Here is a 23,337-nt window from a genome sequence, read left to right on the forward strand (position 1 = left end):
GCTGTCGTGAACGTCATTACAGCATCTGATCTGATCAACCTCTTCGACAGCTGGAAACAGCTTTTTGCAGAGCAGCGCGAATTCCTTATCGCGCTGGACGGCAAAGTTGGCGATAGCGATCTGGGCATCACCATGAGCAAGGCCTTTGCAGCAGCTTCAGAAGCTGCCCATGCGGAAGGTGAAGCTGCAGGCATCGCCAAGCTTCTGCGCACAGCTGGTGCTACCATGGCCCGCGTCGCGCCATCAACCATGGGTACGCTGACCGCAACCGGCTTCCTGCGTGCAAGCAAGGCCTGTGACGGTATCGACGCGCTGGGCACGCCAGAGATAGCCGCTTTCTGGCGCGCCTATCGCGATGGCATTGCCGAGCGCGGCAAGGCCAAGGTTGGTGACAAGACGCTGCTCGATGTGCTGGACCCGATTGCTGTCACGCTTGAGGCACAAACCGCAGCAGGTGCTTCATTGACAGATGCGCTTGCAGCCGCGGCCAAAGCTGCCGAAGATGCTCTTGAAGCGACCAAAACGATGGTTGCCCAGCATGGCAAGGCCGCAGCCTTTCAGGACAAGACGATCGGTCTTCAGGATGCAGGCGCAACCGTTGGAATGCTGCTGATTACCAGCATGTCGGCTTTCGTTTCCGCAGGCTGATATAAGCAGGCCAATATTCACATGACAGATAGACAAAAGCCCCGAGCTACAGGCTCGGGGCTTTTGCAATTATGGGCTTAGAGCCTGTTCCAAAAGTCGCCATGCCGGTCTGCAAATGGCAATTTCCTGCGTTCCGGTGCTCATGTACGTTAAGTACATTGCGCTCCGATACTCGAAAATCACCATTTTCGCCACGGCCTGCCGCTTTTTGATTCAGGCTCTTAGGCTGGTCGAAGTATGTTTTAGTGCGACTTGGCCGCTGGATCAGGGAGTTCCGACAGGAATCTGGTTCAACAATGCAAACAGAATGGCTGAGAGGATTGCTGCTGCCGGGACGGTAACTACCCAGGCGGCGGCAATCGTCAGTGCATGCGAGCGACGGACCAGCTTGCGACGGCGACGCTCCTCAACCGGAATAGATTCCAGTGGCAGGGCCTGGCGGGCTTTCTTCAACCGACGCTCTGTGTCCCATTCCCGGAAGAACCCAACGCCAAAGATTGCACCAATGGCAATATGGGTCGAACTGACCGGCAGTCCCAGCCAGCTCGCCAGAATGACGGTGATCGCAGCGGAAAGTGACACGCAATAAGCCCGCATCGGGTTCAGTTTGGTGATCTGGTTTCCAACCATCCGAATGAGCTTGGGGCCAAACAGGCACAAGCCGAATGAAATGCCACATGCGCCGATCAGCATAACCCAGAGCGGAATCACAACACCGTCGTTTAGCGCGCCGGTCTGCGATGTCTGGACAATTGCCGCGAGCGGCCCGACAGCATTTGCCACATCATTTGCGCCATGGGCAAAGCTGAGCAATGCCGCCGAAACAACGAGAGGGATGCTGAACAGGACCTTGAGTGACTTGTTGCGATTTTCAAGGCCGTGTGACTGGCGGCGGATGACCGGGATCAAAATCAACCAACTTCCGACGCCGACAGCCACCCCACAGATCAGGGCTACCTCAATTGATACATCGATCAACTGTTTCAGCCCCTTCATGATCAGATATGTCGCAAAGGTTCCCGCCATAAAACCAACAAGGATTGGCACCCATACGCGGGCAGCGGCAATCTTGTCTGCACGATAGACAATACGGGCTTTGATCAACCAGAGAAAACCAGCCGCTATGATCGCGCCCAGCACAGGGGAAATGACCCAGCTTGCTGCGATAGCCGTCATTTGAGACCAGTTCACCGCACCGAAGCCAGCTGCGACGATGCCTGCGCCCACGACACCTCCGACAACCGCATGCGTGGTCGAAACAGGAGCGCCGATCCATGTTGCCAGGTTGACCCAAAGCGCAGAGGCAAGCAACGCTGCCATCATTGCCCAGATGAACATGATCGGTGTTGCAAGCGTGTCTGGCGCAATGATGCCGGTTGCGACCGTCGATACAACATCAGCACCGGCAATGAGCGCGCCAGCACTTTCAAACACTGCGGCAATCGCAATCGCGCCACCCATGCTCAGCGCATTGGCGCCGACAGCTGGTCCCATATTGTTGGCTACGTCGTTGGCGCCAATGTTCAAAGCCATGTAGGCGCCAAAAACGGCTGCGGCCACAACGATAAGCGTCTGACTGGTCTGGCCCAGCAGCATGGCAGCGCCAAGTCCGGCAAGTATGATGAAAACAAGGGCGATGCCCGGCGCCACAAGCGGACGCGAGACGTAACTCGCCGCCGTTTCCAGCTTGACGAAGCGGCCCAAGTCTCGATCCAAAGTCTCCAGATGACGAGCTTCGAGATCTTCGTTTGCCATGATTTACTCTTGATTTCTAACGCAGCGCACCGGCTCAATACGGTCGCTTGGGAATGACCCATTTCAGGAATTTGACCGGTGTTTAAATGCCGCGATTTTAAAAAGTCAATGATTCGAGTCTGCACAGATCAGTAAGAGCCGCGACGAAAGACACTATACAGTAGTTGGCTAATGATTGAGGCTATTTAATAGAATAATAAAATCAATATATTATGAGAATATTTTTGCTGCCGGGCTCTTCGGGCATCCAGGTCGGGAGTGCTTCGGTTTCTAACGGGCAATCATTCGGCTGCCCGGCGGGGCAGATAAGGTATGCATTGTGCAGGAAGAAGAATGCAGTTCCCAACTGGCTTACCTCACTTGCAGCGCGGAGGTATGACTTATTCCACTTTATGCCGACGGCCTGCATCCCCTTGCAGGATGGGGGCCATAAACATCGTCTAAGGCGCGCTTGTGTTTTGGAATGGTCTGAGTCACAAATACTTCAAGAATGTTACTGCGCATTTTGGGAAGGAAATCCGCCTTTATTGTATGTCGTAACATTCTAATAATTATAATAAGGGGAACCTGGAAAATGAAAACTGGTTTTAAGACGCATTCTATCGCGAAGTGCTTGATTGTCTCGACGGCGCTGCTGGGAGCGAGCTTGTCTGCCCAGGCTGAGAAGATAGGCAATTGCGAGGTCACCGGCACCAAGGGTTCAGACCCGATCAAGCCGGTTGTTCCGGGACAGCTCACGGTGCAGACTACATTGCCTGCACCAGCGTGGTGGAATGGCGATTCACCTGATGCCATGAAAGACGGCTACGAATACTGCATGGCTGTCGACATGGCTTACCGCGCGGGTCTCGACAAGGTGAAGGTGGTCAATGTGTCTTTCGATGCGCTGGTGGCTGCGCAGACCAAGGATTTCGATATCGCTCTGGCCGAAGTGTCCATCACCGACAAGCGCAAGAAGGTGGTTGATTTCTCTACACCCTATTTCGATTCAGATATCGGCGTGGCAATCAAGAAGGGAACAAATTACACGCCTGAGACGGTCAAGGATCTGCGCATCGGCGTGATGCAGGGTACGACCGGCGCGTCCTTTGTTGATCAGAAGTTGAAGCCAAAGGAAGTCAAGGTCTTTGCCGATACGGGCGCGCTATCGACTGCCCTGATGGCTAACCAGATTGATGCCGGTCTTCACGATACGTCGATCATGCTGGGTGTCGCGTCGAACTCGCATGGCATGGTTGAAGTGCCGTATCAGTATACTACCGGTGAGTCCTATGGTGCCCTCTATCCGAAGGGGTCTCCCAATGAGCCCGTCTTCAACAAGATGATCGAGGACATGAAGAAGGACGGCACCTTCGCTGCATTGTCGAAAACATATCTGGCCGATGCCTGGGGCGCCGATCCGGCCAAGATTCCTTATCTGAAGCCATAATCGCGTTTTCGCATCGGATCGCTGCATGCAGCGGTCCGATGCAGCCGTTCCATTGATCGTTCGTCCTTGCCTGCAACAGAAGCGGCAAGATTGCGGCGTATAGAAAGGGAGGCTCGCGCGATGTCCGCCAACACCCCTCAGCCCGGTGCCAAGCCGACTCTTGGTCTTTACGACAGCGAACGCGGTTGGAGCGCCAGTGCGCCGCCGCGCGATACCATGAACTGGGCCGTCACAGCCCTTGTCGTTGCGCTGGTCGTTGTAATCGCCAGCTGGAAAACCCTGCGCGACATCAATGCGGCCCTGACGGAACTTGGAATGGGCGGCATCATCACGGCAGGCCTGCTGCTCTTGTGCGGTTTGGCGACGCTATTGTTGCTGAAGCCCGCAATGCAATCCTGGCGATTGTCTACGGCGGCTCGGCAAGCGCTTGCGACAAATGATTTGATTTCTGCGCGTGCGGCGACAGCTACGGCACGCGATTCCGCATATTCGACGCTGGGATATGGCGCGGTAACGGTGCTCTTGCTGACGGGTATTCAGTTCCTGTTGGTGAACGATCTCGCCGTCAGCCGTACATTTCTGCAAATACCGCTGATCGCAAGCTCCTTCTGGCTGGTGCTGAAGGCATTCTGGGTGAATGTCTACATCTTCGTCATTGCAGAGATTCTGGTTCTGATCTGGGGCCTTATCGTTGCAATCGCGCGTTTGATGCCTGGCGAAGCCGGACGCCCCGTCCGTCTGATCGCAACGGTTTATACCGATATGTTTCGTGGCTTGCCTGCGATCATCAATATCTACCTCATCGGCTTCGGCATTCCCCTGACGGGTTTGCCTTATCTGAAAGATCTTTCACCGGAATCCTACGCGATCATCGCCCTGACGCTGACCTATGGCGCTTATGTCGCCGAAGTATACAGGGCCGGGATCGAGAGTATCCATCGCAGTCAGGTTGCCGCCGCGCGTTCTCTTGGTTTGTCGTATTTCCAGACACTGCGTTACGTCGTCGTGCCGCAGGCGGTTCGGCGTATCATACCGCCGCTACTCAACGATTTTATCGGCCTTCAAAAGGATACGGCTCTCGTCAATGTCATCGGCTCGATCGATGCGTTTAATCAGGCGCGTATTATCGGTGCGAACAACTTCAATCTTTCGCCTGTAACGACCGTGGCTCTGCTGTTCATCCTGATAACGATCCCGCAGGCTCGCTTCGTCGATCGTCTGCTTGAGCGTGAACAGCGGCGTACGCAATCGTAGCCCTTCCGGAGAATATGAACGATGGCGATGATAGAAATCCGTGATGTAACGAAGTCCTACGGCCCGGTCAAAATTCTCGACGGGTTGAACCTCAGTGTGGACGAACATCAGGTGGTCTGCCTGATCGGTCCTTCCGGCTGCGGCAAATCCACCTTGCTGCGTTGTCTGAACGGGCTGGAACAAATTCAGGGTGGTGAAATCTGTATCCATGGTGACCGCATGTCGGGTCCCGGTGTCGACGTCAATGCGCTCCGGCGTGATGTCGGCATCGTGTTCCAGAGCTACAATCTTTTCCCGCATATGAGCGTGGTCGAGAATGTCATGCTGGCGCCGATGAAAGTGCTCGGGCAGAAGCGTGAGGATGCGGAAGCCCGTGCCTTGTCACTGCTGACGCGCATCGGTCTGGAACATAGGGCGACGGCCTATCCCGACCAGTTGTCCGGAGGCCAGCAACAGCGCGTTGCAATCGTTCGCGCACTGGCGATGAGCCCTTCGGTTTTGCTTCTGGATGAAATCACGTCTGCGCTTGATCCCGAACTCGTGTCGGAAGTGCTGAATATCGTCCGCGATCTCGCGGCAGAAGGCATGACGATGCTGCTCGCCACCCACGAGATGGGCTTTGCGCGGGAAGTTGCGAGCAAGATATGCTTCCTTTACGCAGGCAAGGTTCATGAGGAGGGACCGCCCGAGCAGATATTCGGAAATCCCCGGGAAGAACGTACCCGAAAATTCCTCGAACGTATTATTGAAGCGGGGAGGCTTTAAAGCGCGTTTCGATCTGACTGGATCATTCGAAAAGCTCTATCTCATTGTTTTCAAGCATGTCTTTATCCCCGAAACCGGTTCCCACTTTCGGGAGACCCTAGTTCTGGTCCAGCACTCGCGACAGGCTGAGTGCTGCCAGCGTGCAGATTGCTCCGGATATAAGATATCCGCCGATGAAAATTATTCCGAGGCTGCTGGCGAGGCCGAGTGCCACGAGCGGGGCGAAAGCTGCACCCACAAGCCAGGCGAGGTCTGACGTCAGAGCCGCGCCGGTATAGCGATAATATTGCGTGAAACGGGAAGACACCGCGCCGGACGATTGACCGAATGTCAGCCCCAGAACACCAAAGCCTATCAGAATATAGGCATCCTGCCCCGCGCTGCCCGCATCGAGAAGGAAAGGCGCGGAAAAGCTGAAGAGAGCGATAATTATCGCGCCGATCATCAATTCGTTACGTCGCCCGATGCGATCAGCAACAAATCCGGACAGGATGATACCGATCAGACCGACCGCAGCACCCGCCACTTGAACCCAGAGGAAGCGTTCAGCGGGCTGGGCGCCCGAGAGAACAACCCAGCTAAGCGGAAAGATCGTTACGAGGTGGAACATCGCAAAGCTTGCCAGTGGCACAAAGGCTCCCAGAACCACATCGATACTATGCTTGCTCAGCATTTCAAAAACGGGTCGCGGCTGAAGTTCCTGCGCATCCATTGCTGCGCCGAACTCGCTGCTCGCAACGATGCGGAGGCGCGCAAACAGCGCGACGACGTTAATCGCGAAGGCTACGAAAAATGGATAGCGCCAACCCCATGCAAGAAAATCCGCTTCGCTGAGATTATGTACGAAATAGGCAAAAAGAATGCTTGCCAGTGCGAAGCCGATGGGCGCCCCCAATTGCGGGATCATCGCATACCAGCCACGCTTGCCCACCGGCGCACTCAAGCTCAGAAGGGAAGCCAGACCATCCCATGCGCCGCCGAGCGCGAAGCCCTGGCCCAGTCTGAACAGGGCGAGCAAAAACACAGCCCAATATCCGATCGTCTCGAACCCCGGCAGAAAGGCGATAGAAGCCGTTGAGCCGCCCAGAATAACCAGAGCAAGCGTGAGTTTTGTTCCTCGCCCGTAATGGCGATCAATCCACATGAAGACGAACGAACCCACAGGTCGCGCAATGAATGCCAGCGAAAAAACCGCGAACGACATCAAGGTTGCCGTTACCGGATCAGGGGCGAACGGGAAAATCAGCTTGGGAAAAACCAGAATGGAACCAAGCCCGTAGACAAAAAAATCGAAAAACTCGGAGGTTCGCCCGATGACAACGCCGATGGCGACATTTCCCGGCGACAAAGGCTTTCCGTCGCTATGGATGCGTCGTGCGTCCTGTTCGAGACCTGATGATGTCGGTGTTGCGGACGAACTCATGAAACTCTCCGAGGGAAATGTATCATGTGCTTTATGATGTCGCACAACGACAAGTTATCAAGGAACAGGTCAAAAAAAAAGCAGATATAGTTGTCTCGTAGTCTGTTGGACTGAACAATTTTCATAAACTGAAAAATGGGTCTTCCCGAAATGCGATTGTGCCTTATCATGATGAAGGAACAGAATGTAGGTCGGGTTAGACATGAACGCATTCTTCAGTTTCACGCGAAAAGCGATCCCAGCCGTGGTTCTTCTGCCGGGGCTGGCTGGCTGCAATATGGTCGTGATGTCGCCATCTGGTGACATTGCAGCGCAGCAGAGAGACCTCATCGTCGTATCGACGATCCTGATGCTGATCATTATCGTGCCGGTTATCTTCCTGACGCTTTTCTTCGCTTGGCGGTACAGGCAGTCAAACAACGCCGCCAGATATGATCCCGAATGGCATCATTCGACAGCGCTGGAAGTGGTCATATGGACCGCTCCTCTGATGATTATCATCGCATTGGGCGCGATCACCTGGGTGAACACACATAAACTCGACCCTTACCGGGCATTGGATCGCATTGATGGCACGCGGCCGGTCGAGGCCGGAACCAAACCCCTGACGGTCGAAGTTGTAGCGCTCGACTGGAAATGGCTGTTCTTTTATCCGGATTACGGTATCGCCACTGTCAACGAGATGGCGGCACCGGTAGATACGCCCATCGACTTCAAGATCACGGCCTCGTCGGTTATGAATTCCTTCTATATTCCGGCACTTGCAGGCATGATTTATGCCATGCCGGGAATGCAGACGCGGCTTCATGCGGTCATCAACAAGGCCGGTGAATATGAAGGATTTTCATCCAACTATAGCGGCGAAGGCTTTTCGCATATGCGCTTCCAGTTTCACGGGCTTGACGCCTCGGGTTTCGACAACTGGATAAGCCAGGTGAAGCAGAATGGAACCGCCCTGAACAGGGATACTTATCTGAAGCTCGAAAAGCCGAGCATCAGGGAGCCGGTTCGTTACTTCGGTGCCGTTGAAAGCGGACTTTTCGAAGCCGTGCTCAATATGTGCGTTCGCCCCGGCCAGATGTGCATGAGTGAAATGATGCACATCGACAGGATGGGCGGCGCGGGCCTTGATAGTCGCGAAAACAAGGCCCGGCTACAGCATGATAATCGTCATAGCGCCGATGCCGCGCAGTCCAGCGCAACTGATATTCAAGCTGTACCCGACGCGCAAAGGGAGCAGGGTCATGACATGCACAATATGCCCTGAAGCCCCTTTGTGCCGATGGCGTGGAGCAGGGTTAGCGGCAGTTCTGCGGCCAGGATAAGCCGTAGGGCAAGACCAAAAGATTGAAGAATCTGCAATCGGATAACAGTAACTTCGGGAATGTTCTATCATGATTGGCGGTGACAGTTCCACGAGTATGATCTTCGGGCGCCTCTCCCTGGAAGCGATACCCTATCACGAACCAATCCTCCTGGTGACCTTCATAGTGGTCGCAATTGGGGGTATCGCGGTTGTGGGGTTGATTACCTATTTCAGGCTTTGGGGGTATCTGTGGAATGAATGGTTCACCAGTGTGGACCACAAGAAGATCGGCATCATGTATGTCATTCTTGCATTGATCATGCTTCTGCGTGGTTTTGCCGACGCCATCATGATGCGCATCCAGCAGGCAATAGCGTTCAACGGGTATGAAGGCTATCTGCCGCCGCACCATTACGACCAGATATTCACTGCGCATGGCGTTATCATGATTTTCTTCATGGCCATGCCCTTCGTGACGGGCTTGATGAACTATGTTGTCCCGCTGCAGATAGGTGCGCGGGACGTTTCGTTCCCGTTTCTCAATAATTTCTCGTTCTGGATGACAACCGGCGGCGCCATCATCATCATGATGTCGCTTTTTGTGGGAGAGTTCGCCCGCACTGGCTGGTTGGCCTATCCCCCCTTGTCTGGCATTGACTACAGTCCCGATGTTGGGGTCGATTATTATATATGGGGCCTGCAGGTCGCGGGCGTGGGGACAACGCTTTCTGGTATCAATTTGATAGCCACCATCGTCAAGATGCGTGCTCCGGGCATGTCCTTCATGAAAATGCCGGTCTTCACCTGGACCTCGCTTTGCACCAACGTGCTCATTGTGGCGACATTCCCCATCTTAACTGCAACGCTCGCCCTTCTGTCGCTGGATCGTTATGTGGGCACGAATTTCTTCACCAACGATCTTGGTGGCAATCCGATGATGTATATCAACCTCATCTGGATATGGGGTCATCCGGAAGTCTACATTCTTGTATTGCCGGCTTTCGGCATTTTTTCCGAAGTGGTCGCAACCTTCTGCGGCAAGCGCCTGTTTGGCTATGCGTCGATGGTCTACGCAACCTGCGTCATCATGATCCTGTCCTATATTGTGTGGCTCCACCACTTCTTCACAATGGGGTCTGGCGCCTCGGTCAATGCGTTCTTCGGTATCACGACGATGATCATCTCCATCCCGACCGGGGCGAAGATGTTCAACTGGCTCTTCACAATGTATCGCGGACGTATCCGCTATGAAGTGCCCATGTTATGGACGATCGGCTTCATGGTGACATTCGTGATCGGCGGTATGACGGGTGTGATGCTTGCAATTCCACCGGCCGATTTCGTATTGCACAATTCGCTCTTTCTCATCGCCCATTTTCATAACGTGATTATCGGCGGTGTTGTCTTCGGCCTGATGGCAGGGCTCGTTTATTGGTGGCCGAAGGCATTCGGCTATAAGCTTGATCCTTTCTGGGGAAAGATGAGCTTCTGGTTCTGGCAGATCGGCTTCTTCTTCGCCTTTATGCCGCTGTATGTTCTTGGGCTGAAAGGTGTTACCCGGCGGCTGAGCCAGTTTGAAGATCCTTCCTTGCAGATATGGTTTGTCATTGCGGCCTTCGGCGCTGTCTTGATTGCGCTCGGAATCGCCTCCTTTCTCGTTCAACTCGTCGTGAGCTATTTGAAGCGGGAGCAATTGCGTGACCTTACCGGCGATCCATGGGGCGGCCGTACGCTTGAATGGTCGACGTCCTCGCCTCCGCCGGAGTACAACTTCGCCTTTACGCCCGTGGTTCACGATCTCGACAGCTGGTATGATATGAAAAACCGCGGCCATGAGCGCCCGCTGACCGGCTTCCGCCCCATTCATATGCCGCGCAATACAGGCGCCGGTGTCATACTGGCCGCACTGAGCGTCGTCCTTGCCTTTGCCCTCATATGGTACATCTGGTGGCTGGCAATCCTGTCCTTTGCCGCTTTGCTGATCGCCGCGATAGGGCACACATTCAACTATCAACGTGACTTCTATATCCCCGCTGAAACAGTTGCGGCGACAGAAGACGCCCGTTCAAAACTTCTCGCTGGATAGGCCCGATGACAGAGATACATCTAGATCAAGCCGAGAAGCCGCAGTTTTATCTGGCGGAAGACCATCATCCGGAAAACAGCACGACGCTGGGCTTCTGGCTCTATCTGATGAGTGACTGCCTGATATTTGCTGTCCTGTTTGCCACCTATGGCGTGCTCGGTCGCAACTATGCGGCAGGACCTTCACCGGCAGATTTGTTTGATCTCAATCTGGTCGCAATCAATACGGCAATGCTGCTTCTGTCGTCGATTACATATGGCTTCGCCATGCTGCAGATGCAGCGAGATGAGAAAACTGCAACATTGTTCTGGCTGGCCATTACCGGCATTTTCGGCGTAGCATTTCTGGCAATCGAGATTTACGAATTTAGTCATCTCATTCGCGAAGGCGCGGGGCCTGGCCGTTCGGCATTCCTGTCCTCCTTCTTCACCCTCGTCGGCACGCACGGGCTGCACGTTACTTTTGGTATCGTCTGGTTGATTACGCTTATGTTGCAGGTCATGCGCCATGGGCTGATTGTCGAAAATCGCCGACGCCTGATGTGCCTTTCGATGTTTTGGCATTTTCTGGATGTTATCTGGATTGGTGTGTTCTCCTTCGTATATTTATTGGGAGTCCTCGGATGAGCGTAAATAGCCCACACCACGGAACCCAGCCCAGCCACCATCAAGACCCGCATGGATCAGGGGCAGGCGAAGTCCACGCGACTTTCAGCGGCTACATGACAGGCTTTGTCCTGTCGGTCATTCTCACAGCCATTCCGTTTTGGCTTGTCATGGGGGATGTGCTTGCCAGCAGGCAGCTAACCGCAATGCTTGTCATGGGCATAGGGGCTGTCCAGATCGTGGTACATATGATCTATTTTCTACATATGAGCCCGACGTCCGAGGGGGGGTGGACGCTGATGGCGCTGATATTTACGCTCATCATTGTCGGCATCGCTCTGGCAGGCTCACTTTGGGTCATGCATCATCTTAACGAGAATATGATGCCCGTTACCCATGAAATGATGAAGAACATGCCCTGACGTCGGGCATCAATGTTCCCGGTCAAATTAAGGGTCACTCGTTCAATCACAATAGCGGCCCTTGCCGCAATTGGAGCGCATCCCGAAAAGTGTGAAACGGCTTTCGGAGAAAATGCGCGTGAGAAAAATGATTAGAGCGTCGATCTGATCCAGTCAGATCGAAATGCTCGCTAATCCCTTGGAAGCTGCCGTCTGGCCCATTCTCCTTCGGGAATGGCGCGTCCGATATTATAGCTGAAGGCATCGATCACCATCGTTTCGGCATTGGCTTTGCAGGTGAAGTCGATAGCATACCATTTGCGCTGGCTGCGAAAGGCGCCGTCGCTGACCGTCAGGCCAGTCGCCGAAACAGAACCGCCTTCACGCGCGAGCATGTCCGGAAAGGCACCAGCTTTGTGGCGGCGCACCTGTTCCAGCGCCTCGATGCCGCAAATCTGAATGATCCGGTCCTTCGGGGCGAGCTTTCCCAGCGCCTGTTTCACACGAGGATCGGACATCGCGTCCTTCGAGTAAATCTCACGCGCTCGCGTGAGTTTTTTGGCTGATGTCACCGGTTTGGGGGCATCGGCCTTTTGTGTTGGTGCGGTTTGAGTTTTTTCTGCGCTGGACTGGCCGGATTCGGACGGCTTTTCGGCCTGAAGAAGCTGCCCGGCGGGTTCTGTTTCCGCTGCAGAAGGCTTTTCGTTAGCCTGCTCAACATCGGTCGCCGCATCAGCCTCAGAGGGCTCATCCGGTTTCTGTGATTCTTCAGGCGTTGCGGGCGGTAGGTCCTGCTCCGGCGGCGACTTCACCTCCTGCTTTGCGGCTGCAGACTCAAATGCCTGCGGCTGGGGTGGAGGGGCAGCCTGTTCCGGTGTCTTTGGTGCCTGTGGCTGAGGTTTCTTTTCAGGGAGAGGTGGCTGAACCAGCTCCACATTGACGCTTTGTTCTGAAGCGGGCGAGGGAAGATTTGGAAGGCGAACCAGAAACAGCAATGCCAGCACCAGATGCAGGGCCAGGGAGGCTGGCAGCCCCCAACCGGCCTGTCGCAAAACTCTTCTGGTGAACTGCAGCATGGCTCCAACGATCAGGGACTCGAAAGCTCCAATCTAGAGCTTATCCCGAAAAGTGTGAAACGGTTTTCGGATAAAATTCGCGTCAGAATAAGCGGTTAGAGGCCGACATTCGGTCTGTCGATGATTTCACGCAGGGCAAAACTGGAGTTGATCTTCACCACATGCGGCAGAGCCGAGAGCCAGTCGCGATGGATGCGCTCATAATCCTCAAGATCGCGCGCCGCAACGCGCAGAATATAGTCATATTCGCCCGACATAAGGTAGCAGACCAGCACGTTGGGGCAGCGTTTCACCGCCGCCTCGAATTCGGCCAGCGTCTTGGCGAATTGGCCCGAAAGTGAAATATGGACAATCGCAATCATCCGGTATTCGAGCGCCTTCTGGGAAAGGCGGGCATGATAGCCCGCAATCACACCGCTCTTTTCCAGAATATCGAGGCGGCGCGAACAGGCTGAAGGCGACAATCCAACCTTCTCTGCAAGTTCTGCATTGGTAATGCGTGCGTTGGCCTGCAATGTCCTGAGAATTGCAAGATCGATAGGATCAAGATTGCTCATTCGAAGAGCCTTCGAAAAAGAGGGTAATCGGCGCAATAATTCACCAAAAAGACGGGGCGGGCAAATCTTCTTTGCAAGGACATTGCGAGCCGCAGGTGTTCTCATTTTGGGATCGACAACGACCCACGGCAAGTGGGCAAAAATGAGAGGAACGCTTATGCGTGTCGGTTGCCCGAAGGAAATCAAGAACCATGAATATCGTGTCGGACTGACCCCCGCCGCAGTTCGTGAATATGTGGCTCATGGCCATGAGGTCTGGATTGAAACAAAGGCAGGCGCCGGTATTGGTGCCGATGATGCCAGCTACATCGCCGCTGGCGCGAAAATAGCTGCTTCTGCAAAAAACATTTTCGAGAAGTGCGACATGATCGTGAAGGTCAAGGAACCACAGCCCGCCGAATGGGTGCAGCTTCGCGAAGGCCAGCTTCTCTACACCTATCTCCATCTTGCGCCTGACCCCGAACAGACCAAGGGACTACTCGCGTCTGGCGTGACGGCAATTGCCTATGAAACGGTGACGGATGATCGCGGTGGGCTGCCATTGCTCGCTCCAATGTCGGAAGTGGCGGGCCGTCTGTCGATACAGGCTGGTGCAACGGCGCTGCAGAAAGCAAATGGCGGCCTCGGTATTCTGCTGGGCGGCGTTCCCGGTGTGCTTCCGGCAAAGGTCACGATCATCGGCGGTGGCGTGGTCGGGCTTCATGCGGCCAGAATGGCGGCGGGTCTTGGTGCCGATGTATCCATTCTGGATCGCTCACTGCCGCGTCTGCGCCAGCTCGACGATATATTCAGCGGTCGTGTTCATACCCGCTATTCCAGTATTCAGGCGCTTGAAGATGAAGTCTTCTCTGCCGATCTCGTCATCGGCGCAGTGCTGATCCCCGGTGCTGCGGCGCCGAAGCTCGTCACTCACGAAATGCTGTCCGGCATGAAGAAAGGTGCGGTCATCGTGGACGTGGCCATCGATCAGGGCGGCTGCTTCGAGACCTCCCATGCAACGACGCATTCCGATCCCACTTACGAAGTGGATGGGATAGTCCATTACTGCGTGGCCAATATGCCGGGCGCCGTTCCGGTGACCTCGGCGCACGCCCTCAACAACGCGACCCTTCATTACGGTCTGGCGCTTGCTGACCGTGGTTTGAGGGCAATTGCCGAGGACAAGCACCTGCGCAATGGCCTGAACGTTCACAAAGGGCGCATCACCAACAAGCCGGTTGCGGAAGCGCTTGGTTATGAAGCCTTTGCGCCTGAAAGCGTTCTGAACGTGGCTTGAAGCCTTATAGGAACAGCATTGAAAGGTATTGCGATGGCGCTTTGTGCCATCGCAGTAACAAGTCACCCAGCAATATTCAGGTGCTTCGGTCTTGCACGGGAAGGGAAAAAGCTAGATTAGTACTATAGTTGCATTTTTCGTGATGCCGGGCTGCAAAGAGCGCTTTGTCTGCGTTCCGGTGCTCACGTACCTTTAAGTACGTTCCGCTCCGGTACTCGAAAAACACTCTTTTCGCCACGGCCTGACGAATTTGCAACTGTAGTGTTAGGCTGTAATCCATGTCCTGGCAGGAAAATCCCGTGCAGCTTAAATTTTCGCGATCGGCATTGTGTTTCACGCTGGTGCTTCTGACGCTTCTTGTCCTGCTCGCAACAATGGGGGCAGGGTTGGGCTGGATCAGAAGCTTTGCCGGGGATGTGATTGCCGTCATCTTTGTTTATGCGGTGCTTAGAACCTTCATTGACGGAAATCACCTGCTGCTGGCTTTGATCGCGTTTCTGACCGGGGCGGCGGTGGAGTTCGGTCAATACCTCGCAAAACAATTCGATGTCGAGATCGGAAATCCGGCCCTGCGTATTATTCTCGGAGCGACGCCGGATTGGCTGGACGTTCTGGCCTATGCGGTAGGTGCCGGAATTGTCGTTGTGTATCTGCTGGCGCGACGTCAGGTGGAGGCGTCAAACTAATTTATAGAAATTGTTGCGCGACCTTGTTTTGAACAAGATGTGCACCTATATGGCTGTCATAGGCATTGCTTAAGAGCGCTGGAACGCGTCTGTCGCTCGCAATAGCCTTCATCGCTTGATGCTTTTGACCACGGATGTACTGGCACTGGTAGGAAAGCGATGATCAGGAAGGTCGGTGCGTTTTCGCCCCGGCCTTTTTTGTTGTCTGCGGTTTCCTGAGAATAATGACAAACGGCCTGCTGAAATCCTCAAGCAGGCCGTTTGGCTAGAAATTAAGCAGCGAGTGCTTCGTCTTCCGAGGTCGGGACTTCCGAGATCGTCTTCAGAACCTGCGAAGCGATCTGGTATGGGCAGCCCTGCGAATTCGGGCGACGATCTTCCAGATAGCCGCGATATCCATCCCTGACGAATGCGTGTGGGACGCGGATCGAAGCGCCACGGTCGGCAACGCCGTAGGAGAACTTGTTCCATGGGGCGGTTTCATGCTTGCCGGTCAGGCGCATGTGGTTGTCCGGGCCGTAAACGTCGATATGGTCCTGCAGGTTTTTGTCGAACTGCGCCATGAGCGCTTCAAAATAGTCCTTGCCGCCCACTTCACGCATATATTTGGTCGAGAAGTTGCAGTGCATGCCCGAGCCGTTCCAATCGGTGTCGCCGAGCGGCTTGCAATGGAATTCGATATCGATTTCATACTGTTCGCAGAGGCGAAGCAGGAGATAGCGGGCCATCCAGATCTGGTCGGCGGCGTTCTTGGAGCCTTTGCCGAAAATCTGGAATTCCCACTGGCCCTTGGCCACTTCCGCGTTGATGCCCTCGTGATTGATACCGGCATCAAGGCAGAGATCGAGATGTTCCTCGACGATCTTGCGGGCGATGGAGCCAACATTCTTGTAGCCGACGCCGGTGTAATATGGACCCTGCGGGGCAGGGAAGCCCTGCTCCGGGAAGCCGAGCGGACGGCCATCCTTGTAGAAGAAATACTCCTGCTCGAAACCGAACCATGCATCATCGTCTTCAAGGACGGTTGCGCGGCTGTTGGATGGATGCGGCGTGATGCCATCTGGCATCATGACTTCACACATCACCAGAACGCCGTTTTTGCGCGCGGGATCGGGATAGATCGCGACCGGCTTCAAGACGCAATCCGAGCTGCGGCCTTCGGCCTGCATCGTCGATGAGCCGTCGAAGCCCCAGAGCGGCAGTTGTTCAAGTGTCGGAAAAGCGTCGAATTCCTTGATCTGCGTCTTGCCGCGCAGTCCGGCAGCAGGGGTGCATCCATCGAGCCAAATGTATTCGAGCTTGTACTTGGTCATCGCTAGTCTCTCTGTCATCCTCGGTTGATCGATCACCACAAGTCATGCGGTGTCGCGCGGCTCGGTGTTCGATTTAATAGAAGCAAGGACCGTGCCAGTTTCAAATTTACCGCTTTTTCAAGGCAACAAGGGCACATGCGATCAGGTGGGCAAGATTTGTGCAGCAGGAAAAGGAGGGCGCCTGCTCAAAAAACAGGCAACAGATTACAATTTCATCACGTGTGAAATACTGGGTGCTTCATCCCAATCTTGTCACCTGTCACTCAAGCCCAGAAGCCCCTGGAATTCAAAGGCATAAAGCAAAATCGAACAGGCGGACAGAATAAGTCGTTGGACGCTCCGACCACCATTCTTCACCTTACCTTCAAACAAAAGGGGAGTGACTGATGGCACGTTCGATCAACAGAAAATCGGCTTTTCTGGCAAGTTTAGCGTTGAGTGTTTCGGCAATGACTGTTTTCGCAGCCAATGCTGCGGAAATTACCGTGATGGGATATCGCGGCGCATTCCAGGACAATTACGTCAAGGCCGTCATCCAACCGTTCCAGAAGGAACATCCCGACATCAAGGTCACCTATTACGGCGTGCAGAATGCAGCGACATCGCTGGGAAATATGCGCGCCCAGAAATCCTCGCCCCAGACGGATGCGGTCATCTATGACCTCTCGGTCGCCAAGATTGCCGATGAGGAAGGGCTGGTCGAGAAGCTTGATCCGGCATCGCTCAAAAATTATGCGGATGTCGCCGATCTCGGCAAGGAACTCGCTGGCGCTGCAATACCGATCACATATGACACGCTTTCGCTTCTTTATAATCACGATGCATTTGCGGAGGGTTCACCGGATAGCTGGGAAGCGCTCTGGGACAAGCAGCAAAGCGGCAAGGTTATCATCCCGGCGCAGGGCGGCGGCGATATTCAGGCCATCCTGCTGACGATCATCGCGAACCGTCTCGCTGGTGAAGACGACTATACGAAGACTGTGAAGCCGGGCGTCGACAAGCTGGTGGAACTGGCGCCTGCCGTGCAGACGTGGGAACCGAAGCCCGATGCCTATACGCTGGTTGCAAACGGCACGGCGACTCTGTCCATCGGCTACAATGCCCGCGCCCAGTTCTATTTCGACCAGACCGGCGGAAAGCTTCAGTCGGTCGGCCCGAAGGAAGGCACGGCTGCGCAGGTGAACGTCATCAGTGCGACCTCCAATGGCAAGAACATGGATGCAACCAGGACATTCATCGACTATGCGATAAGCCCGGAGGCGCAGGCCCGGTTCGCCGAGATCATGTTCTATGCGCCATCGAACACGAAAGCGGACGTGAATGACGAAACGAAAAAACGCATTCCGTACATGGACCCGGTCCAGCGCGAAAAGCTCATTCCGGTCAACTGGATGACAATCGGCGATATGCGCGACAAGCTGCTTAATCCCTGGCGTCGTCAGATCATTCCGGCTGGTCGTTAAAACTCTACCTCACCCTGAAATTCACGCTTCCGCCCCGTTTCGCCGGGGCGGCAACGACCCCTCACAGGTTTCGATATGGTAGCAGAAAACTCATTTCTACAGTTGAAGGCTCTTACCAAGCTCTACGGTAACAATTACCGGGCAGTGGACGACCTTCATCTCGATCTGCCGCGCGGAAAACTGCTTGGCCTCCTCGGCCCATCCGGTTGCGGAAAGACGACAACTTTGCGCATGATTGCCGGTCTCGCCTCGATTTCGGACGGCAATATTCTGATCGATGGCAACGATATTTCACATAGGCCGCCTCATCAGCGCGATATCGGTCTGGTTTTCCAGAACTATGCCTTGTTCCCGCATATGACCGTGGCCGAAAATGTCGCTTTCGGTCTCGATATGCGCAAGGTCGGCAAGGCCGAAGCAAAGAAGCGCGTTGAGGAAGCACTCGAAATGGTGCGGCTTCCCGGCTACGGTTCGCGCAAGCCCAAGGAGATGTCCGGTGGTCAGCAGCAGCGCGTGGCGCTGGCGCGCGCGCTGGTCATCCGCCCGCGCATTCTTCTGCTCGACGAACCTCTGTCCAATCTGGATGCGAAGCTGCGCGATGACATGCGGATCGAAATTCGCGAGATCCAGAAGCGCCTCGACATCACCACGGTGTTCGTTACGCATGACCAGGTCGAAGCGCTCACAATGTGCGACGTCGTCGGGGTGATGGATAGCGGCAAGCTGGCACAGCTCGGTTCGCCGGAAGAAATCTATGAGAAGCCATCCTCCCTGTTTGTGGCCAAATTCGTCGGGCGCGCCAATGTCCACAATTGCGAGATCGTCGACGAAAATGTCTGCCGTCTAGGCAGCGGCACCTATCGCTGCAACACGCATGGAAAGTCGCGCGGCTCAGGGCAGATCGCCATTCGTCCGCATCGCATCAATCTCACGCCCAACCGCGATCGCAATCTTGTCAGCGTCGTAACCAACAGCGCGCATGGCGTGGTCGAGCGCACGACTTATATCGGCGACATCGTTCAATACGACATCGAGATTGAGGGCGCCTGCCTGAAAGTCGAAGTACCGACCGCCAGTGCGGGACATGCGTTCCATACCGGTGACCGGCTGCTGTGCGAATGGAAACCGGAAGATATGCTCGTTTTCGGGAGCTGATGTCATGACAGCGATCACATCAACCGACATCATTCCGGCAAAGCCATCGAGACGCAGGCGCTATAGTCTCGTCGCCGTTGCGCTCCTTCTGCCGATGGCGTTGATCAATCTCATCGCCTTCATCGCGCCGGTTGCGCATCTTGCGCAGATATCCTTCCTGCAGAGCGAGAGTGGCGGCGTCCTGACAGACCGCTATACGTTCGAAAACTACATCAATTTCTTCACCGACAGCTTCAATTGGGGGCTTGTGTTCAACTCGCTCTGGCTGAGCGCGTTTATCACGCTGGCAACGCTGGTTTGCGCCTATCCAATCGCGCTTTTCCTGCATCGTGTTTCGCCGGTCTGGCGCAACTTCCTTTTTGTGGTGACGGTCTCGCCGCTGCTCGTCAGCAGCGTGGTGCGCACCTATGGCTGGATGGTGCTTCTCGGCGATCAGGGGCTTGTCAATGGAGCTTTGATGAATCTCGGCATCATTTCCTCCCCCATCAGGCTCGTCAACAATGCGCTCGGCGTATTCATCGGCATGGTGGAAATCCTGATCCCCTATATGGCGCTGTCGCTGATTGCCGGTTTCGGGCGCCTGAACGCCTCGCTTGAGGAGGCCGCGGCATCCCTCGGCGCCAATGCCTTCACGCGGTTTCGCCGGATCATCCTGCCGCTTACATTGCCGGGTATCGCACTTGGCTGCCTGCTTTGCTTCGTGCTGGCGATCAGCTCCTTCATCACGCCGAAATTGCTTGGCGGCGGGCGCGTGTTCCTGCTGGCGACGGAAATCTACGACCAGGCCGTGATCCAGCTTGAATGGCCGCGGGCCGCCGCAACCTCCGTCATTGTCCTGATCATCTTCGGGCTCGCCTTGATGGTCTATTCCCGCATCGCACGTCGCATCGACTGACTGGCAAAGGAGAAACGAGATGATTGGTTCAACTTCATTGCCATTCCGCCTTCTGGTCGGCCTGCTCTATCTGTTCCTGCTGGCGCCCATTCTGGTCGTCGTACCGCTATCGTTCAGCAATGACAACTATCTCACTTTTCCGCCGCAGAGCTGGGGTGTGCGGTGGTATGCGGAAATGCTGCATCATGAAACGCTCATTCAGGCGTTCTGGATCAGCCTCGGCATTGCATCGGTCGTCACCGTTCTGTCGCTTCTGGCGGGTATCCCGGCGGCCTATGCCATCCGCCGTTATCAGTTCCGTGGACGCGAAGCGGTGCTGAACCTCTTTACCGCGCCGCTGCTTCTGCCGTCCATCGTGCTCGGCCTTGCCATTCTGCTGGTCTTCGTGAGGCTGGAACTGCTCGGTACATTTACGGGCCTTGTGATCGCCCACCTGATCGTGACGACCCCTTACGTCATCCGCATCATGATAACGGCATTCTCTACTTTGCCACCATCGGTCGAAGAGGCCGCCACGATGCTGGGTGCGTCACCTTTCACCGTGTTCCGTCGCATCACCCTGCCGTTGATGATGCCGGGTCTGGTGGCAAGTGCGGCTCTGTCCTTCCTTCTGTCCTTCGATGAGGTGGTGATCTCGCTCTTCATCACCGGACCGCGCATGACGACGCTGCCGGTTGAAATCTTCAACTACGTCGAAAGTCGCACCGACCCGATGACAGCTTCCATCTCGGTCGTGCTGATCGCGTCCACGCTGCTCATCATCTTCGTCATCGAACGCACACTCGGATTGTCACGCACAATCGGCAAATAACCTCCCAACTGAAAGTGACTGCAAGCATGGAAAATATCGCCCTCTGGATGTCGCAACCGCATTTCAGCTATCTCGAAATTGCCCGAACCTGCGGCTTCTCATCCTTCGTTCTGGAACTCGAGCACGGAACTTTTGACCTGTCGACACTGGACCAGTTTCTGGCTTTCACCAAGGCGCAGGGTCTCTCCACCCTGACCAAGGTGCTGGCACCGACGCCAGAAGCCATTCAGCAGGCGTTGGACTTCGGATCGGATGGCGTCATCGTTCCGCATATTCTCGGCGTGGAACATGCGCATCAGGTTACGAAGGCTGCAAAATATCCGCTGGTCGGCACGCGCTCTTATACGGGTGGTCGCATTTTCGGCTATGCCCGTCCGGCGACCGATGCCTTCGAAAAAGAGAACAAGCGCACCAAATGCTTCGCCATGATCGAGACGGCGGAAAGTCTAGCCGACGTCGAGAAGATTATCGCGCTTGATACGGTTGACGGCTTGTTTCCCGGCCCTTCGGATCTGGCGCTTGCGCGTGGTCGGGGAGCCTACGCTTTCAATGATGACGACAAGGCCGATCTGCGCCGTTGTGCAGCCGCTGCACGCGCTGCCGGGAAGCCATGGATCATGCCCGCCTGGACTGAAGCCGAACGGCGCTTCGCACAGGAGGAAGGCGCCGCGATGCTGGTCGTCGCCACCCAGAACATGACGCTTCGCCAGGGCATGGTTTCGACTGTGAACATGCTGAAAAGCGAAGCCCTGGTTGCCTGATTGAACTGAACACCCATTCATTCGCTGGAGGAAAAAATGAAGATTAGCCTGATCCAAACGAGCCCGCAGACCGATAAGGCAGAAAACCTGCGTATTACGCGGGGATTGATGGAAGATGCCGTGCGCACGGATTCTCCGGACCTGATCGTGCTGCCCGAATATTTCGAATATTACGGTGGTACTCCGGAAGAGAAACTTGCGGCAGCCGAGAGTGTTCCCGATGGCCCTGCCTACAAGATGGCGCAGGAGTTTGCCCGCGAGCACAAGGTCTTTGTCCATGCCGGAACCCTGATGGAAAAGGTTCCAAACGAAAAGCGGATCTATAATTCCACCTTCGTCTTCAATCGCGAAGGCAAGGAGATTGCGCATTATCGCAAGATCCATATGTTCGACATCGTCGGGCCGGACGGGACGGCCTATAAGGAATCCGCAACCGTCAAGCCGGGCGAGAATGTTGTCGTCTATGACCTTGACGGGTTCAAGGTTGGCTGCGCGATCTGCTACGACATCCGCTTTGCCGAACTTTATCTGGAGCTGGAAAAGGCCGGTGCCGATGTCATCGTGCTTCCCGCCGCATTCACGCTGCAAACCGGCAAGGACCACTGGGAGGTGCTGGCGCGTGCCCGTGCCATCGAAACCCAGACCTATTTTGCCGCCTGCGGTCAGACCGGCAGCACGGTTTCGAATGGCGAGCGCCGTCATACCTATGGTCACTCGCTCGTCTGCGATCCGTGGGGCCATGTTGTGGCGCGCGCGTCCGATGGCGTCGGGTTCGTGACGGCGCGCATCGAGCGCGCGCAGATCGAGCGTGTGCGTTCACTTATTCCGATGGTCAGCCATCGCCGCATCGGCAAGCAGTTGCAAGCCTGCGCATAGGAGGCGTCATATGTATACGATCAATCCCATGCCGGAACAGGTTCCTGCCGGTGATCTCCAGCTTCTGTCGGGGGTCGAAACGGCCACTGTCGGACACTGGCGTTTCTTCGGCTTCATGCACCGTTCCATCCAGCCGCTCCTCCCGAAGCGCCGTGTGGTCGGTACTGCCGTCACCATCGCCATACCGGGCCCGGATTCCACCCTGCTTCACCACGTAACCGGAATGCTCCGTCCCGGCGATATTCTGGTGGTGGACCGGATGGGAGACGACCGCTATGCGTGCTGGGGCGGCGGTGTGACCATCGCTGCGAAGGCTTCGGGTGCGGTCGCCGGGATCGTTGATGGTCCTTGCACGGACCTGACGGAAATCGAGGATTCCGATTTTCCGATGTGGGCGAGGGGTATCTCGCCCATCACCACCCGGCTCTATGATCTGGGGGGCGGCATCAACATTCCGGTCTCTTGCGGCGGTGTCGTCGTCAATCCCGGTGATGCCATCCTGGCCGATGAGAGCGGAGTTCTAGTTCTGCCGCGTGACGAGGTGAATGCGGTCGCCTCGCGTGCGCTCGAAATACAAGACAAGGGCAAGGTGCGCGAAGCTTCGGTGAAGACAGGTCTCAAGCTCGGTGACGTGTCTGGCGCCACCAAGAAAATTCTCGCTCACGCGGGAAGCTGATCCGATACGGGCCGGTTTCGGCCGGCCCTCATCATTTGTGAGAAGGAACATGACAATTTGCTTATTTTCATCTCGCAAGTGTCTTAGAAGGAAAGCACGAATCTGGTTGCCCGAAGCGCA

At 55.4% G+C, this 23,337-nt stretch carries 22 protein-coding genes and 1 pseudogene; 18 read left to right on the forward strand and 5 right to left on the reverse strand.

Annotated features, from left to right (window positions below; all coding sequences use genetic code 11):
• Positions 1–6: 6 nt before the first annotated feature.
• Positions 7–648 (forward strand): dihydroxyacetone kinase family protein, encoded by a 642-nt coding sequence (locus tag F9K94_RS23370; protein WP_151648945.1) that lies wholly within the window; start codon positions 7–9, stop codon positions 646–648.
• Between the two features lie 115 nt (positions 649–763).
• Positions 764–874, forward strand: a pseudogene (locus F9K94_RS23375) (flagellar basal body P-ring protein FlgI); the annotation flags it as partial.
• A 38-nt stretch (positions 875–912) separates the two neighbouring features.
• Here the strand turns inward: F9K94_RS23375 and F9K94_RS23380 are convergent.
• Entirely contained in the window at positions 913–2,403 is a 1,491-nt protein-coding gene (locus F9K94_RS23380) for an inorganic phosphate transporter (RefSeq protein ID WP_151648947.1), read from the reverse strand.
• Between the two features lie 574 nt (positions 2,404–2,977).
• On the opposite strand from F9K94_RS23380, the gene F9K94_RS23385 reads away from it, so the two are divergent.
• The 3 genes from F9K94_RS23385 to F9K94_RS23395 all read left to right on the forward strand — a co-directional run bounded on the left by F9K94_RS23385 (position 2,978) and on the right by F9K94_RS23395 (position 5,851).
• The gene (locus tag F9K94_RS23385) at positions 2,978–3,832 is read left to right on the forward strand and encodes an ABC transporter substrate-binding protein (RefSeq protein ID WP_196758293.1); all 855 of its coding nucleotides are present in this window, start codon (positions 2,978–2,980) and stop codon (positions 3,830–3,832) included.
• 120 nt (positions 3,833–3,952) lie between these two features.
• Positions 3,953–5,086 carry an amino acid ABC transporter permease gene (locus tag F9K94_RS23390; RefSeq protein ID WP_081104450.1) on the forward strand — a complete coding sequence of 378 codons (1,134 nt, stop codon included), beginning with the start codon at positions 3,953–3,955 and terminating at the stop codon, positions 5,084–5,086.
• A gap of 21 nt (positions 5,087–5,107) precedes the next feature.
• Positions 5,108–5,851, forward strand: a complete 744-nt coding sequence (locus F9K94_RS23395; protein ID WP_061345702.1) for an amino acid ABC transporter ATP-binding protein — start codon at positions 5,108–5,110, stop codon at positions 5,849–5,851.
• Positions 5,852–5,948: 97 nt separating this feature from the next.
• Here the strand turns inward: F9K94_RS23395 and F9K94_RS23400 are convergent, their stop codons facing one another.
• The gene (locus tag F9K94_RS23400) at positions 5,949–7,274 is read right to left on the reverse strand and encodes an MFS transporter (protein ID WP_061345703.1); all 1,326 of its coding nucleotides are present in this window, start codon (positions 7,272–7,274) and stop codon (positions 5,949–5,951) included.
• Between the two features lie 202 nt (positions 7,275–7,476).
• On the opposite strand from F9K94_RS23400, the gene cyoA reads away from it, so the two are divergent.
• From cyoA to cyoD, 4 genes are all read left to right on the forward strand, one after another.
• The gene (gene cyoA / locus F9K94_RS23405; protein ID WP_151648949.1) at positions 7,477–8,541 is read left to right on the forward strand and encodes a ubiquinol oxidase subunit II; all 1,065 of its coding nucleotides are present in this window, start codon (positions 7,477–7,479) and stop codon (positions 8,539–8,541) included.
• 127 nt (positions 8,542–8,668) lie between these two features.
• Complete coding sequence (gene cyoB / locus F9K94_RS23410; RefSeq protein WP_151648951.1) at positions 8,669–10,666, forward strand: cytochrome o ubiquinol oxidase subunit I; 1,998 nt, start codon at positions 8,669–8,671, stop codon at positions 10,664–10,666.
• Between the two features lie 5 nt (positions 10,667–10,671).
• Positions 10,672–11,292, forward strand: coding sequence for a cytochrome o ubiquinol oxidase subunit III (gene cyoC / locus F9K94_RS23415; RefSeq protein WP_151648954.1), 621 nt, complete (start codon positions 10,672–10,674; stop codon positions 11,290–11,292).
• Positions 11,289–11,693 (forward strand): cytochrome o ubiquinol oxidase subunit IV, encoded by a 405-nt coding sequence (cyoD, locus tag F9K94_RS23420; protein ID WP_151648956.1) that lies wholly within the window; start codon positions 11,289–11,291, stop codon positions 11,691–11,693. Before cyoC ends, cyoD begins: the two co-directional genes overlap by 4 nt.
• Positions 11,694–11,863: 170 nt before the next feature.
• Here the strand turns inward: cyoD and F9K94_RS23425 are convergent, their stop codons facing one another.
• Together F9K94_RS23425 and F9K94_RS23430 are read right to left on the reverse strand one after the other, a co-directional pair.
• Complete coding sequence (locus F9K94_RS23425; RefSeq protein ID WP_151648958.1) at positions 11,864–12,748, reverse strand: DUF930 domain-containing protein; 885 nt, start codon at positions 12,746–12,748, stop codon at positions 11,864–11,866.
• Between the two features lie 95 nt (positions 12,749–12,843).
• Positions 12,844–13,305, reverse strand: a complete 462-nt coding sequence (locus tag F9K94_RS23430) for an Lrp/AsnC family transcriptional regulator (protein WP_061345709.1) — start codon at positions 13,303–13,305, stop codon at positions 12,844–12,846.
• Between the two features lie 157 nt (positions 13,306–13,462).
• Here F9K94_RS23430 and ald point away from each other — a divergent pair, with 157 nt between their 5' ends.
• Together ald and F9K94_RS23440 are read left to right on the forward strand one after the other, a co-directional pair.
• Positions 13,463–14,581, forward strand: a complete 1,119-nt coding sequence (gene ald / locus F9K94_RS23435) for an alanine dehydrogenase (RefSeq protein ID WP_151649002.1) — start codon at positions 13,463–13,465, stop codon at positions 14,579–14,581.
• 299 nt (positions 14,582–14,880) lie between these two features.
• On the forward strand, positions 14,881–15,267 hold the full coding sequence (locus F9K94_RS23440; RefSeq protein WP_151648960.1) for a ribosomal maturation YjgA family protein: 387 nt from the start codon (positions 14,881–14,883) through the stop codon (positions 15,265–15,267).
• Positions 15,268–15,539: 272 nt separating this feature from the next.
• Here F9K94_RS23440 and F9K94_RS23445 read toward each other — a convergent pair whose 3' ends face one another.
• Entirely contained in the window at positions 15,540–16,580 is a 1,041-nt protein-coding gene (locus F9K94_RS23445) for a glutamine synthetase beta-grasp domain-containing protein (RefSeq protein WP_010659341.1), read from the reverse strand.
• A 386-nt stretch (positions 16,581–16,966) separates the two neighbouring features.
• On the opposite strand from F9K94_RS23445, the gene F9K94_RS23450 reads away from it, so the two are divergent.
• From F9K94_RS23450 to F9K94_RS23480, 7 genes are all read left to right on the forward strand, one after another.
• Entirely contained in the window at positions 16,967–18,043 is a 1,077-nt protein-coding gene (locus F9K94_RS23450; RefSeq protein WP_151648962.1) for an extracellular solute-binding protein, read from the forward strand.
• 75 nt (positions 18,044–18,118) lie between these two features.
• Positions 18,119–19,198 (forward strand): ABC transporter ATP-binding protein, encoded by a 1,080-nt coding sequence (locus F9K94_RS23455; RefSeq protein WP_151558189.1) that lies wholly within the window; start codon positions 18,119–18,121, stop codon positions 19,196–19,198.
• Between the two features lie 4 nt (positions 19,199–19,202).
• On the forward strand, positions 19,203–20,093 hold the full coding sequence (locus tag F9K94_RS23460) for an ABC transporter permease (RefSeq protein WP_151648964.1): 891 nt from the start codon (positions 19,203–19,205) through the stop codon (positions 20,091–20,093).
• A gap of 19 nt (positions 20,094–20,112) precedes the next feature.
• Positions 20,113–20,904: an ABC transporter permease gene (locus F9K94_RS23465; protein WP_061345715.1), complete on the forward strand. Its 792-nt coding sequence runs from the start codon at positions 20,113–20,115 to the stop codon at positions 20,902–20,904.
• Positions 20,905–20,930: 26 nt separating this feature from the next.
• Positions 20,931–21,665 (forward strand): HpcH/HpaI aldolase family protein, encoded by a 735-nt coding sequence (locus F9K94_RS23470; RefSeq protein WP_061345716.1) that lies wholly within the window; start codon positions 20,931–20,933, stop codon positions 21,663–21,665.
• Positions 21,666–21,701: 36 nt separating this feature from the next.
• The gene (locus F9K94_RS23475) at positions 21,702–22,541 is read left to right on the forward strand and encodes a carbon-nitrogen hydrolase family protein (protein WP_151648966.1); all 840 of its coding nucleotides are present in this window, start codon (positions 21,702–21,704) and stop codon (positions 22,539–22,541) included.
• A gap of 10 nt (positions 22,542–22,551) precedes the next feature.
• The gene (locus tag F9K94_RS23480) at positions 22,552–23,217 is read left to right on the forward strand and encodes an RraA family protein (RefSeq protein WP_061345718.1); all 666 of its coding nucleotides are present in this window, start codon (positions 22,552–22,554) and stop codon (positions 23,215–23,217) included.
• The last annotated feature ends 120 nt before the right edge of the window (positions 23,218–23,337 follow it).

It is taken from the genome of Brucella tritici (genome assembly GCF_008932285.1).
Classification (GTDB): Bacteria; Pseudomonadota; Alphaproteobacteria; order Rhizobiales; family Rhizobiaceae; genus Brucella; species Brucella tritici.

Excerpts from the sequence above, each read along its gene's own strand:
- F9K94_RS23380 (WP_151648947.1), bottom strand. The coding sequence starts at position 2,403 with ATGGCAAACGAAGATCTCGAAGCTCGTCATCTGGAGACTTTGGATCGA.
- F9K94_RS23385 (WP_196758293.1), top strand. The coding sequence starts at position 2,978 with ATGAAAACTGGTTTTAAGACGCATTCTATCGCGAAGTGCTTGATTGTC.
- F9K94_RS23390 (WP_081104450.1), top strand. The coding sequence starts at position 3,953 with ATGTCCGCCAACACCCCTCAGCCCGGTGCCAAGCCGACTCTTGGTCTT.
- F9K94_RS23395 (WP_061345702.1), top strand. The coding sequence starts at position 5,108 with ATGGCGATGATAGAAATCCGTGATGTAACGAAGTCCTACGGCCCGGTC.
- F9K94_RS23400 (WP_061345703.1), bottom strand. The coding sequence starts at position 7,274 with ATGAGTTCGTCCGCAACACCGACATCATCAGGTCTCGAACAGGACGCA.
- cyoA (WP_151648949.1), top strand. The coding sequence starts at position 7,477 with ATGAACGCATTCTTCAGTTTCACGCGAAAAGCGATCCCAGCCGTGGTT.
- cyoB (WP_151648951.1), top strand. The coding sequence starts at position 8,669 with ATGATTGGCGGTGACAGTTCCACGAGTATGATCTTCGGGCGCCTCTCC.
- cyoC (WP_151648954.1), top strand. The coding sequence starts at position 10,672 with ATGACAGAGATACATCTAGATCAAGCCGAGAAGCCGCAGTTTTATCTG.
- cyoD (WP_151648956.1), top strand. The coding sequence starts at position 11,289 with ATGAGCGTAAATAGCCCACACCACGGAACCCAGCCCAGCCACCATCAA.
- F9K94_RS23425 (WP_151648958.1), bottom strand. The coding sequence starts at position 12,748 with ATGCTGCAGTTCACCAGAAGAGTTTTGCGACAGGCCGGTTGGGGGCTG.
- F9K94_RS23430 (WP_061345709.1), bottom strand. The coding sequence starts at position 13,305 with ATGAGCAATCTTGATCCTATCGATCTTGCAATTCTCAGGACATTGCAG.
- ald (WP_151649002.1), top strand. The coding sequence starts at position 13,463 with ATGCGTGTCGGTTGCCCGAAGGAAATCAAGAACCATGAATATCGTGTC.
- F9K94_RS23445 (WP_010659341.1), bottom strand. The coding sequence starts at position 16,580 with ATGACCAAGTACAAGCTCGAATACATTTGGCTCGATGGATGCACCCCT.
- F9K94_RS23450 (WP_151648962.1), top strand. The coding sequence starts at position 16,967 with ATGGCACGTTCGATCAACAGAAAATCGGCTTTTCTGGCAAGTTTAGCG.
- F9K94_RS23455 (WP_151558189.1), top strand. The coding sequence starts at position 18,119 with ATGGTAGCAGAAAACTCATTTCTACAGTTGAAGGCTCTTACCAAGCTC.
- F9K94_RS23460 (WP_151648964.1), top strand. The coding sequence starts at position 19,203 with ATGACAGCGATCACATCAACCGACATCATTCCGGCAAAGCCATCGAGA.
- F9K94_RS23465 (WP_061345715.1), top strand. The coding sequence starts at position 20,113 with ATGATTGGTTCAACTTCATTGCCATTCCGCCTTCTGGTCGGCCTGCTC.
- F9K94_RS23470 (WP_061345716.1), top strand. The coding sequence starts at position 20,931 with ATGGAAAATATCGCCCTCTGGATGTCGCAACCGCATTTCAGCTATCTC.
- F9K94_RS23475 (WP_151648966.1), top strand. The coding sequence starts at position 21,702 with ATGAAGATTAGCCTGATCCAAACGAGCCCGCAGACCGATAAGGCAGAA.
- F9K94_RS23480 (WP_061345718.1), top strand. The coding sequence starts at position 22,552 with ATGTATACGATCAATCCCATGCCGGAACAGGTTCCTGCCGGTGATCTC.